This is a genomic window from Mycobacterium sp. (genome assembly GCF_044223235.1).
Classification (GTDB): domain Bacteria; phylum Actinomycetota; class Actinomycetes; order Mycobacteriales; family Mycobacteriaceae; genus Mycobacterium.
In genome coordinates this window covers 90,595-102,586 of record NZ_JBGAME010000005.1, presented here as the reverse complement: position 1 = coordinate 102,586, position 11,992 = coordinate 90,595, and the positions used below count along the sequence as shown (strand labels likewise).

At 66.8% G+C, this 11,992-nt stretch carries 10 protein-coding genes and 1 pseudogene; 8 read left to right on the top strand and 3 right to left on the bottom strand.

All coding sequences use genetic code 11. The annotated features are described in order from the left end of the window. The first annotated feature begins 7 nt into the window (after positions 1–7). On the top strand, positions 8–1,762 hold the full coding sequence (gene sdhA / locus ADBZ6K_RS09995; RefSeq protein WP_526346049.1) for a succinate dehydrogenase flavoprotein subunit: 1,755 nt from the start codon (positions 8–10) through the stop codon (positions 1,760–1,762). Between the two features lie 34 nt (positions 1,763–1,796). Next, complete coding sequence (locus tag ADBZ6K_RS09990; protein ID WP_526346047.1) at positions 1,797–2,588, top strand: succinate dehydrogenase/fumarate reductase iron-sulfur subunit; 792 nt, start codon at positions 1,797–1,799, stop codon at positions 2,586–2,588. Between the two features lie 22 nt (positions 2,589–2,610). Here the strand turns inward: ADBZ6K_RS09990 and ADBZ6K_RS09985 are convergent, their stop codons facing one another. Next, positions 2,611–3,474, bottom strand: coding sequence for an alpha/beta fold hydrolase (locus tag ADBZ6K_RS09985; protein ID WP_526346045.1), 864 nt, complete (start codon positions 3,472–3,474; stop codon positions 2,611–2,613). 86 nt (positions 3,475–3,560) lie between these two features. Here ADBZ6K_RS09985 and ADBZ6K_RS09980 point away from each other — a divergent pair, with 86 nt between their 5' ends. Both ADBZ6K_RS09980 and ADBZ6K_RS09975 read left to right on the top strand, forming a co-directional pair. Beyond that, positions 3,561–4,091, top strand: coding sequence for a CGNR zinc finger domain-containing protein (locus ADBZ6K_RS09980; RefSeq protein ID WP_526346043.1), 531 nt, complete (start codon positions 3,561–3,563; stop codon positions 4,089–4,091). A 16-nt stretch (positions 4,092–4,107) separates the two neighbouring features. Continuing rightward, positions 4,108–4,743: pseudogene (locus tag ADBZ6K_RS09975) on the top strand (carboxymuconolactone decarboxylase family protein); the annotation flags it as partial. On the opposite strand, the gene sigJ reads toward ADBZ6K_RS09975, so the two are convergent. Next, the gene (gene sigJ / locus ADBZ6K_RS09970; RefSeq protein WP_526346041.1) at positions 4,679–5,764 is read right to left on the bottom strand and encodes an RNA polymerase sigma factor SigJ; all 1,086 of its coding nucleotides are present in this window, start codon (positions 5,762–5,764) and stop codon (positions 4,679–4,681) included. The pseudogene ADBZ6K_RS09975 and the gene sigJ sit on opposite strands and share 65 nt — an antisense overlap. Before the next feature lie 99 nt (positions 5,765–5,863). Here sigJ and ADBZ6K_RS09965 point away from each other — a divergent pair, with 99 nt between their 5' ends. Together ADBZ6K_RS09965 and ADBZ6K_RS09960 are read left to right on the top strand one after the other, a co-directional pair. After that, positions 5,864–7,408: an amino acid permease gene (locus tag ADBZ6K_RS09965; RefSeq protein WP_526346039.1), complete on the top strand. Its 1,545-nt coding sequence runs from the start codon at positions 5,864–5,866 to the stop codon at positions 7,406–7,408. Positions 7,409–7,430: 22 nt separating this feature from the next. Next, positions 7,431–8,297, top strand: coding sequence for a universal stress protein (locus ADBZ6K_RS09960; protein ID WP_526346037.1), 867 nt, complete (start codon positions 7,431–7,433; stop codon positions 8,295–8,297). Positions 8,298–8,424: 127 nt separating this feature from the next. On the opposite strand, the gene ADBZ6K_RS09955 is transcribed toward ADBZ6K_RS09960, so the two are convergent. Further along, positions 8,425–9,918 carry an aminobutyraldehyde dehydrogenase gene (locus ADBZ6K_RS09955; RefSeq protein WP_526346035.1) on the bottom strand — a complete coding sequence of 498 codons (1,494 nt, stop codon included), beginning with the start codon at positions 9,916–9,918 and terminating at the stop codon, positions 8,425–8,427. Positions 9,919–10,042: 124 nt separating this feature from the next. On the opposite strand from ADBZ6K_RS09955, the gene ADBZ6K_RS09950 reads away from it, so the two are divergent. Together ADBZ6K_RS09950 and ADBZ6K_RS09945 are read left to right on the top strand one after the other, a co-directional pair. Further along, complete coding sequence (locus tag ADBZ6K_RS09950; protein WP_526346033.1) at positions 10,043–10,561, top strand: Lrp/AsnC family transcriptional regulator; 519 nt, start codon at positions 10,043–10,045, stop codon at positions 10,559–10,561. Then, on the top strand, positions 10,558–11,943 hold the full coding sequence (locus tag ADBZ6K_RS09945) for an aspartate aminotransferase family protein (RefSeq protein WP_526346031.1): 1,386 nt from the start codon (positions 10,558–10,560) through the stop codon (positions 11,941–11,943). The genes ADBZ6K_RS09950 and ADBZ6K_RS09945 overlap by 4 nt, the downstream gene beginning before the upstream one ends. Positions 11,944–11,992: the final 49 nt, after the last annotated feature.

The following is an 11,992-nucleotide window of genomic DNA, read 5'->3' as shown; positions in this document are numbered from 1 at the left end:
ACTCGCAATGATTCAGGAACATCGCTATGACGTCGTGATCGTCGGCGCCGGCGGCGCCGGTATGCGCGCCGCCGTCGAGGCGGGACCGCGCGTGCGCACCGCCGTGCTGACCAAGCTCTATCCGACCCGCTCCCACACCGGCGCAGCGCAGGGCGGCATGTGCGCCGCGCTGGCCAACGTCGAAGAGGACAACTGGGAGTGGCACACCTTCGACACCGTCAAGGGCGGTGACTACCTGGCCGACCAGGACGCCGTCGAGATCATGGCCAAGGAAGCCATCGACGCGGTGCTCGACCTGGAGAAGATGGGGATGCCGTTCAACCGCACCCCCGAGGGGCGCATCGACCAGCGCCGGTTCGGCGGGCATACCCGCGACCACGGCAAGGCCCCGGTGCGCCGCGCCTGCTACGCCGCCGACCGTACCGGCCACATGATCCTGCAGACGCTGTACCAAAATTGCGTCAAGCACGACGTGCAGTTCTTCAACGAGTTCTACGCACTGGACATCACGCTGACCGAGACGGCGGCAGGACCCGTCGCCACCGGCGTCATCGCCTACGAACTCGCCACCGGCGACATTCACATCTTCCACGCCAAGGCCATCGTTTTCGCCACCGGCGGTTCGGGCCGGATGTACAAGACCACCTCCAACGCGCACACCTTGACCGGCGACGGGCTGGGCATCATCTTCCGCAAGGGACTTCCGTTGGAGGACATGGAGTTCCACCAGTTCCACCCGACGGGTCTGGCCGGCCTGGGCATCCTGATCTCCGAGGCCGTGCGCGGCGAAGGCGGCAGGCTGCTCAACGGCGACGGCGAACGGTTCATGGAGCGCTACGCGCCGACGATCGTCGACCTGGCGCCGCGTGACATCGTCGCCCGCTCGATGGTGCTCGAGGTGCTCGAGGGTCGCGGCGCCGGCCCGATGAAGGACTACGTCTACATCGACGTGCGCCATCTCGGGGAGGACGTGCTGGAGGCCAAGCTCCCCGACATCACCGAATTCGCCCGCACTTATCTGGGCGTCGACCCGGTCAAGGAGCTGGTACCCGTCTACCCGACCTGCCACTACGTGATGGGCGGCATTCCCACCACCGTCACCGGTCAGGTGCTGCGCGACAACAACAACATCATCCCCGGCCTCTACGCCGCGGGTGAGTGCGCATGCGTATCCGTACACGGCGCCAACCGGCTGGGCACCAACTCGCTGCTGGACATCAACGTCTTCGGCCGCCGCGCCGGAATCGCGTCCGCCGAGTACGCCGCCACCCACGACCACGTCGACATGCCGCCCGACCCGGCCGACATGGTCATCACCTGGGTCGGTGACATCCTCTCCGAGCACGGCAACGAGCGCGTCGCCGACATCCGCGGGGCCCTGCAGCAGTCGATGGACAACAACGCCGCGGTGTTCCGCACCGAGGAGACGCTCAAGCAGGCGCTGACGGACATCCACGCGCTGAAGGAGCGGTACTCGCGAATCACCGTGCAGGACAAGGGCAAGCGCTACAACAGCGACCTCCTGGAGGCCATCGAGCTGGGCTTCCTGCTGGAACTGGCCGAGGTCACCGTCGTCGGCGCCCTGAACCGCAAGGAATCCCGCGGCGGGCATGCACGCGAGGACTATCCCAACCGCGACGACACCAACTACATGCGGCACACCATGGCCTACAAGGAGGGTTCCGGACTGCTCTCCGACATCCGGCTGGACTACAAGCCCGTGGTCCAAACCCGATACGAGCCGATGGAACGGAAGTACTGACACCGATGAGCGCCTGCGTGAAGAGAGACATCCGATGAGCTCCGTCGCCGAGATCACAGGTAGGCCGGAAGCCGGCGACCCGCCCCTGCCGCCCGTGCCCGACGGCGCGGTCATGGTCACGCTCAAGATCGCCCGGTTCAACCCGGAGAGCCCGGAAGGCGCCGGCTACCAGAGCTTCCGAGTGCCCTGCCTGCCGTCGGATCGGCTGCTCAATCTGCTGATCTATGTGAAGAGCTACCTGGACGGCACGCTGACGTTCCGGCGCTCCTGCGCGCACGGTGTGTGCGGGTCGGACGCCATGCGCATCAACGGCGTCAACCGGCTGGCCTGCAAGGTGCTCATGCGCGACCTGCTGCCCAAGAACGCCAGCAAAGCACTAACCATCACCATCGAGCCGATCCGCGGCCTGCCGGTCGAGAAGGATCTCGTGGTGAACATGGAGCCGTTCTTCGATGCCTACCGCGCCGTGAAGCCGTTCCTGATCACCAGCGGCAACCCGCCGACGCGCGAGCGCATCCAGAGCCAGACCGACCGCGCCCGCTACGACGACACCACCAAGTGCATCCTGTGCGCGTGCTGTACCACGAGCTGCCCGGTGTACTGGAGCGAGGGCTCGTACTTTGGCCCGGCCGCGATCGTCAATGCGCACCGGTTCATCTTCGATTCCCGCGACGAGGCGGCCGCCGAGCGCCTCGACATCCTCAACGAGGTCGACGGGGTGTGGCGGTGCCGCACCACCTTCAACTGCACCGAGGCCTGCCCCCGTGGCATCGAGGTCACCAAGGCGATCCAGGAGGTCAAGCGCGCGCTGATGTTCGCGCGTTAGTTCCCCGGCGAACAGAAATCCCTCACAATCGTCGCGCCAGGAAGTCGCGGATCAGGGCCGTCGCTTCTGCGCCTGCGCTTTCCAGCAGGAAATGCCCACCGTCGATGAGGTGGATCTCGGCGTCGACCGCGTCCTTGGCGAAGGCGCGGGCTCCGTCGGGCCCGAAGAACGGGTCGCCGTTACCCCATACCGCCAGCACGGGAACACCGCTGGTGCGCAGATACTCGTGCAGCGCCGGATACAGCGGCGGGTTCGTCCGATAGTCGAGGAACAGCTTCAGCTGGATCGCGTCATTGCCCGGTCGTGAGAGCAGCGCGTGGTCGTGGTGCCAGGTGTCCGGGCTGACGACGGTCTCGTCGGCTACGCCGGTGAGGTACTGCCACTTGGTGAAATCGAAGGTGAGCGCACCGCGCACGGCGGCTTCCGTCTGCGGGGTCTGTTCGCGGTGGTAGTCCCACACGGCGCTCCAGAAACTCTCGACGAAGCCCGCGTCGTAGCCGTTCCCGTTCTGGGTGATGATCGCGGTGATGGCCGCGGGATCGCGCAGCGCCAGCCGCCACCCGATCGGTGCGCCGTAATCCTGCACGTAGATCGCGTACCGGGAGATCCCGAGCTGTCCGAGAAGTCCGGCGGTGAGATCGGCCAGCGCGTCGAAGCTGTAGTCGAACTCGTCGGCCGGCGGAGCGTCGGAGTAGCCGAAGCCGAGGTGGTCGGGCGCGATCACGTGATAGCGATCGGCCAGGTCGGGGATCAGATTGCGGAACATGAACGAGCTGGTGGGAAAGCCGTGGAGGAGGACGACGGCCGGGGCGTCGGGACTGCCCGCCTCCCGGTAGAACAGCTGCCTGCCGTCGATGGTGGCGTATCGGTGATGCAGCGCGGTCATAACTAACTCCTAAGACAAGTTTTCACGGTTAGGGGTCAGTCAACCAGTGGCGGTGTAACCTGTCAACAATTCTTTGGAGGTTAGTCATGGATGTGGAATCGGTGGCCGATGACGCCTTCCTGCTCGATCTGCTCAACACCACACCCGTGCTGGACGGAACCCCGACCGATGCGCTCGCGGACTTGGCATTGTCGGCGTCCTGGATGCGCGCCAGGGGCGTCGCCGCGGTCGAGGCGGAACGGACGGCGCTGGTGGCCGCGCGGTCGGCGCTGCAGGCGGTCGTCCGCGGCGAAGGGACACCGGCCGCGCTTCAGCCGTTCCTGACCACCGTGACCCTGCGGCCCGTGGCCGGCGACGACGGACTGGACTGGCGGCTGACGGTCGAGGGCGAAGCCACCGGCGCGGCCCGCGCGGTACTGGCCTGGGACGCGTTGCGCGTCAGCAGCCCCGGCCGGCTGCGGGCCTGCGCCAACACCGAGTGCCGGCTGTTCCTGATCGACCGCAGCAAGCCCAACACGGCGCGGTGGTGCTCGATGGCGATCTGCGGTAACCGGATGAAGGCGCGCAGACACTATCGACGGACCCGGCTGTCCGGGGACGCCCCGAGGACCGACTGACTGTCACACCGGCCTGTCACACACCGGCGCGCTGGGCCGTCTAACGGATATGACACAGAAACCCCGTATCGAACCCGTCCCCCCGAAGCGTGCGACCCCGTTCACCAGGCTGCTCTACCGGCTGGCGAAGCGCCGGTTCGGTGAGGTGCCCGAACCTTTCGCGGTCGCGGCGCACCATCGGGGGCTGATGTTCGCCAACGTCGTGCACGAGGGAATACTGCAGTCAGCGTCGACGAAGCTGCCCAAGAGCGTCCGCGAACTCGCGGTGTTCTGGACGGCGCGCACCATCGGGTGCTCGTGGTGCGTGGACTTCGGCACCATGCTGCAGCGGCTGGACGGCCTGGATGTCGAGCGGCTCAGGGATGTGGACAACTACGCGACGTCGCCCCGATTCACCGAGGACGAACGCGCCGCCATCGCCTACGCCGACGCGATGACGACCGATCCCCATTCCATCACCGACGACCAGGTCGCCGACCTGCGCAGGCGTTTCGGCGATGCCGGAGTCTTCGAACTGACCTATCAGATCGGTGTGGAGAACATGCGCGCGCGCAGCTACGCCGCGCTCGGAATCACCGAGCAGGGCTTCAGCTCTGGGGAGGCCTGCCGGATCCCGTGGGCGACCGAGTCCTCCCGAGCGGCGAAGCGCTGAACTTGTCCGGGTTGGCGATGTCCCACACTGCGGCGACCTTACCGTCGCGGACGGATATCGCCACCACCCGCGGATGCGCCGGCTCGTACCCGTCGCCGCCCTCGGTGCCGGGCGAGTAGGCGCCGAGTTCGCCGTTCACGAACGCGAACCTGCTCGACTCCAGCCAGCCGGGCCCGTACCGCTTCTTCAGCCCGAACAGGAAGCGGGCCACGTGGTCGGGGCCGGCAACCGGGCGAATAGCGGTGCGTGTCTTGCCGTTTGCGTCGCCGACCAGCGTCACGTCGGGGTGCAGGAGCCCGACGACCGTGGCGAGGTCACCGGCAGCCAGGGCAGCCAGCAGCGCGCCGATGACCTCATTGCTGCGGCCGTCGTCCGGCGGCGCGGAAGTGGCCGCTCCCTCTGCTCTTCGCGCAAGCGGCTCATCGCGGCCGACGATCTTTCGGGCGCGCGACGCAAGCTGTCGCGCCGCTGCGTTGCTGACCCCCAGGACGTCGGCGATCTCGGCGAACGGCACCGCGAAACCCTCGTGCAACACGAACGCCACCCGCTGGGCGGGGTTGAGCCGCTCCAGCACCACCATGGCAGCGAACCTGGCGTCCTCGCCGGCGACCACGGCGGAAAGCGGATCGTCACCGCCGATCTCGGTCACCACCGGCTCGGGCAGCCATTCACCGAAATAGGACTCACGCCGGTGGGCGGCCGATCGCAAGCGGTCCAGGCTCAGCCTGCTCACCACAGTCGTCAGCCACGCTTTGAGGTCGTTGATCGCGCGCGTTCCCAAGCGCTCATCGGTGCCTGACTGCTCTTCGCGCAAGCGCTCATCGGTGCCTGACTGCTCTTCGCGCAAGCGCTCATCGGTGCCTGACTGCTCTTCGCGCAAGCGCTCATCGCGATCCCAGCGCAGCCACGCCTCCTGCACGACATCTTCGGCGTCGGCGAACGTGCCCGTGATCCGATACGCGACGGTCAGCAGATGCGACCGCAAAGACTCGAAATCGTCGACGCGCGCACTGGCGGTCATGACCCCGAGTGTATGGGACGCACCCTATCAGGGGTTTGAGCCGAAATGACTTGTGCCCTAGCGCCAGCGCATGGGCACTTGCGACCGTATATTGCTGCAATGGCAATCACGGATCCGAGCGGTGGTCAGGACCGGGACAGCGCAACGACAGCAACGGTCAACGTCGTAACGGACAAGGGCCTTCAGGCAGGCGCAATCGGGCTGGTCGGCAACGTCGTCATCGGCCTGGCCGCCGTCGCACCCGCCTACAGCCTGGCGGCGACCCTCGGCTACGTCGTACTCGCCGTCGGCGACAAGGCCCCGGCGATGTTCGTATTGGCTTTCATCCCGATGCTCCTCGTCGCCTTCGCCTACAAGGAACTCGCGCAGGACACTCCGGACTGCGGTACGACATTCACCTGGGGCACAAAGGCATTCGGGCCGTGGATCGGGTGGATCGGCGGCTGGGGTCTCGCGGTGTCCGCGATTATCGTGCTGGCCAATGTGGCCGAGATCGCGGCCATCTACCTGTTCAAGTTCCTCGGACTCGACGACCTCGCCGAGAACATCTGGGCGAAGGTGCTTCTCGGCTCGTTCTTCATCCTGTTCATGACGCTGGTCAGCGCACGCGGGATCGTGGTGTCCGAGCGGATGCAGAATGTGCTGATCGCCATCCAGTTTGGCGTGCTGATCATCGTCAGCATCATCGCGCTGGTCCGGGTGTTCGCCGGAACCGCCGGAGAGCAGGCGGTGCAGCCGTCGCTCTCGTGGCTGTGGCCCGGCGGGCTGGACTCCCATTCCATCGCCGCGGCGATCATCCTGTGCATCTTCATCTACTGGGGCTGGGACGCCTGCCTAGCCGTCGGCGAGGAGACCAAGGACCCGGGCAAGACACCCGGCATCGCGGCGTTGATCACCACGATGATCCTGGTCTGCACCTACGTGCTGGTGGCCTACGCGGTGCAGTCGTTCGCGGGCTTCAGCTACGTCGGTATCGGCCTGAACAACCCCAACAACACCGACGACGTGCTGACGGTGCTCGGCGAGCCGGTGGCGGGCAGCATCGCCGCCTCGCTACTGCTGCTGACCGTGTCGGTATCGGCGCTGTCGTCGACCCAGACCACCATCCTGCCGACCGCACGCGGCACCCTGTCGATGGCGGTCTACGAGGCCATCCCCAAGCGGTTCGCCTTCGTGCACCCCCGGTACATGACCCCCGCATTCGGGACCATCGTGATGGGCGTGGCGGCCCTCTTCTTCTATCTGCTGCTGACCTTCCTGTCCGAGAACGCGCTCGCCGACTCGGTGGCCTCCCTGGGCCTGGCGGTCGCCTTCTACTACGGCATCACGGCATTCGCCTGCGTCTGGTACTTCCGCGCCACCCTGCTCACCTCTGCGCGAAACCTGTTCTTCCGCGGTGTTCTACCGGCACTGGGCGGACTGGCGATGACGTGGGCGTTCTTCCAGAGCGCCAGCGACATGATCGCCCCCGATTACGGCTACACGGCGTTCGGCCCCATCGGTGGCGTGTTCGTGCTTGGCGTCGGCATGCTGGTACTCGGCATTCCGCTGATGCTGGCGTGCTTCGCCTTCGGCACCAAGCGGTTCTTCCGCGGCGAGACGCTCAACGCCTCTACCGAGGTCAAGGTCCCCGACGTCTACTGATCGCGAAAGCGTAGGTCTCACAATGCATCTGACCGTCGGATACCTCGCGACACCCACCGGTGACGACGGAGTGGCGCTGGCAGCGGCGCTGGCCCGGACGTTCGACGCGGCCGTCGACCTCGTGCTGGTCGTACGGGAGGAACTCCCCGACGGTCACCCCGGACGGGCGCAGTACCAGGAGCTGCTCGTCCACCGTGCCCAGGAATGGATCTCCAAGCCCGTCGCCAAACTCACCAGCGCGGGTGTCGCGGTGACGCCGATTGTGGTGGTCGCCGATTCGGCCGCCGAGGCGTTGCTGCAGTTCGCCGAGGAGAAGAACTCGGACATGATCGTCGTTGGCGGTGCCCGCGACGGCTTCTTCGGTGGCCACGTGATCGGTCCGGTGACGGCCTCGCTGCTGCACAGCTCACCGATCCCGGTGGCGCTTGCGCCGAGGGGATACGCCGACGACCCGCCCGAGACGATCACGGCCGTCACCGCGGCGGTGCCGACCCGGCCGGGCGACGACAATCCACTGCCTATCGCCATCACCCTGGCGAGTGCCGCCGAACTGCCGATCCGCATGGTGTCGCTGGTGTCGTCGGAGAGTCTCGCTGAAGCCGAGAATCTCCGTGAGCTGCGGGAGATCCAGATCGACGCCGCGACGAAGAACCTCGACGTCGCGGTGCGCGCCCTGCCCGACGCACCTGAGATCGAATCCCTGGTGGCCGAAGGCATGACGCTGGAGTCGGCGTTGAAGAAGCTCAGCTGGACCGACTCCGACCTGCTCATCGTCGGGTCCAGCCGGTTCGCCGCACCCAAGCGCCTCTTCCTCGGGTCCACCGCGGCGCGCATCCTCGCAGGGACCGCGGCGCCCGTCGCGGTCGTGCCGCGCGCCGACGAGACATAGACCTGACTCAGATCCCGGCGGCGCTTGCGCCATTCCTCTCCGCGAGCGTGCGTAGTTGTACGCGACACGCCGCGCGTTCACGTACAGACACGCACCCTCGCCTGGGTTTGGGGGGGACGGGCGAGGCTCAGCGTTTGGTGAAGATCGTTCGGTGCCAGGCCTTTTCGGCAGCCCCGGTGATGTCGCTCATCACGTGCTTGATCGTCAGGTACTCCTCGAAGGAGTAATCGCTCATATCCTTGCCGAAACCGGACGCCCCGACGCCTCCGTGTGGCATCTCGCTGATGATCGGAATGTGGTCGTTGATCCAGACGCAGCCCGCGTCGATCTCCCGTGACGCTCGCTGAGCGCGGTACACGTCGCGGGTCCACGCCGAGGCGGCCAGCCCGTACGCCGTGTCGTTGGCCTGGCGAAGGGCGTCATCGTCGTCGGTGAAGGACCGTGCGGTGAGCACCGGACCGAAGATCTCGTCGCGATACACCTCGGAGCTCTCGCTGACGTCGGCGATCAGCGTGGGCCGGTAGAACGAACCTGGCAGGTCGGGGATCACCCCGCCGGTGACGACCCGCCCGCCCTGACCCGCCGCGCGGGCGACCATGCCCGCCACCTTGTCGCGGTGCGGCGCCGAGACGAGCGGACCCAGGTCGGTGTCCGGATCGTGCGGATCGCCGACCACCACCTTCGACATCACCTCGGCCACGCCCGCGACGAAATCGTCGTAGAGGTCGCGAGCGACGATGGCGCGGGTGGCCGCAGTACAGTCCTGCCCCGAGTTGATCAACGACCCCGCGACCGCGCCCTGAATGGCCGCGTCCAGATCCGCGTCGTCGAACACCACGAACGGCGCCTTGCCGCCCAGCTCCAGCTGGGTGCGGTGGCCATGTACGGCCGCGGCGGCCATCACCCTACGCCCGACCGCCGTCGATCCGGTGAACGTCACCACGTCGACGTCCCGGTGCCCGGCCAGCGCGGTCCCCACGTCGGAGCCCAGCCCGGTCACCACGTTGAACACACCGTCGGGCAGCCCGGCCTCGCCGGCCAGCCGGGCCAGCGTCAGCGTGGTCAGCGGGGTGAGCTCCGCGGGTTTGATGACCACCGTGCACCCGGCGGCCAACGCGGGCAGCACCTTCCACACCGCCATCTGCAGCGGGTAATTCCACGGGGTGATGGTCGCGACGACGCCGACGGCGCCACGCCGGATGCTCGACGTGTGGTCACCGGAGTACTCGGCGGTGGCCTTGCCCTCCAGACGGCGGGCGGCGCCGGCGAAGAAGTTGACGTTGTCGATGCTGCCGGGGACGTCGAATTCGGTGGCCAGCCGCACCGGCTTACCGGTCTGACTGACCTCTTCGGCGACCAACAGATCCGCCTGCTCGGCCATCAGCGCGGCGAGCTTCGCCAGTACCGTCGAACGCTCCACCGGGGTGGAGCGCGACCATCCCGGGAACGCTGCGCGGGCGGCGGCCACCGCGACGTCGACGTCGGCCGGGGTGGCAAGCGCCATCTCGGTGACGACGGCGCCGTTGGCCGGGTTGACCACCCGATGGGTGCCGCCGCCGGTCACCACCGCGGAACCGTCGATCCAGCTGCCTGCCACACTTGAAGAAACCGCCACACCCATGGGGTCAAACGGTAGTCGACCCGGCGTGTGATGGCTACGTATTCCTGCACCGACGCTCCTCCCAAACACACGATTTCATCGATCTGGTTGCTTCAAACGACGGATTCCGTGCACAATCGGAGGCATGGCCAACCCGGATGGTCAGCGCATCCAACCCGTCTCACTGCGAGTCAGCCACCCCCGACCTGGTGCGGCGTTCCAGCTCGATGACCTGTCGAAGGCGATCATCGAGAAGCTGCAGCAGGACGGCCGCCGTTCCTATGCGGGTATCGGCAAGTCGGTGGGGTTGTCGGAAGCCGCTGTGCGCCAGCGAGTACAACGGATGGTGGACGCCGGCGTCATGCAGATCGTGGCGGTCACCGACCCGATGCAGCTGGGCTTCGCGCGCCAGGCGATGATCGGCATCCGGTGCACGGGTGACACCACCAAGGTGGCCGAGAAACTCGCCGAAATCGAGTCGGTCGATTACGTGGTGCTCACCGCAGGCTCGTTCGACGCCATCGTAGAGGTGGTCTGCGAGGACGACGACAGCCTGCTCGACCTACTGAATACCCAGATCCGCGCCCTGCCGGGAGTGATATCCACAGAAACGCTTGTGTATCTGAAACTTGTTAAACAGCAATACAATTGGGGTACAAGATGACAACTACTGATGTTCGTGAGCGGGTTACGTCCGATCTGAGCGCAAAAGCAAACCGGCACCTGTGGGGCCACTTCGCACGGCACGGCGAAGGCATCACACCGCCGATCATCACCCGCGGCGAAGGCGTGACGATCTGGGATGACAAGGGCCGCAGCTACATCGACGGACTGTCCGGTCTCTTCGTGGTCCAGGTGGGTCACGGCCGCAAGGAGCTGGCCGAGGCCGCAGCCAAGCAGGCCGAGCAACTCGCGTTCTTCCCGCTGTGGTCCTACGCCACGCCGAGCGCGATCGAGCTGTCCGAGCGGCTCGCCAACTACGCGCCGGGAGATCTCAACCGGGTGTTCTTCACCACCGGCGGCGGCGAGGCCGTCGAGAGCGCGTGGAAGCTGGCCAAGCAGTACTTCAAGCTGACCGGCAAACCCGGCAAGCACAAGGTGGTCTCGCGTGCCATCGCCTACCACGGCACCCCGCAGGGCGCCCTGGCCATCACCGGCCTGCCGGTGTTCAAGGCGCCGTTCGAGCCGCTGACCCCCGGCGGGTTCCGCGTCCCGAACACCAACTTCTACCGCGCACCCGCCCCGTACGACACCGACGCCAAGGCGTTCGGCCGCTACTGCGCCGACCGGATCGCCGAGGCCATCGAGTTCGAGGGCCCCGACACCGTGGCCGCGGTGTTCCTCGAGCCGGTGCAGAACGCGGGCGGCTGCTTCCCGCCGCCACCGGGATACTTCGAACGGGTCCGCGAGATCTGCGACGAGTACGACGTGCTGCTGGTGTCCGACGAGGTGATCTGCGCATACGGCCGGATCGGCTCGATGTTCGCCTGCGACGATTTCGGCTACGTGCCCGACATCATCACCTGCGCCAAGGGCCTGACCTCGGGTTATTCGCCGATCGGCGCGATGATCGCCTCCGACCGGCTCTTCGAGCCGTTCAACGACGGCAAGACGGTGTTCGCCCACGGCTATACCTTCGGCGGCCATCCGGTGTCCTCGGCGGTCGCGCTGGCCAACCTCGACATCTTCGAGCGCGAGGGTCTCAACGCCCACGTGCATGAGATGGCCCCGGCGTTCCGGGCCACCCTGGAGAAGCTCTACGAGCTGCCGATCGTCGGCGACGTGCGCGGCGAGGGGTTCTTCTACGGGATCGAGCTGGTCAAAGACAAGGCCACCAAGGAGACCTTCAACGACGAAGAGGCCGAGCGGCTGCTACGCGGATACCTCACCCCCGCGCTGTGGGAGGCCGGTCTGTACTGCCGCGCCGACGACCGCGGCGACCCAGTGGTGCAGCTGGCGCCGCCGCTGATCAGCGGACAACAGGAGTTCGACGCGATCTACGACATCCTGCACGGGGTGCTCGGCGAGGCCAGCCGCCGGCTCTGACGCTCGCGCCGAGGGTGCGGTGAGATCGCGACGCCGACGAGTTCGGCGA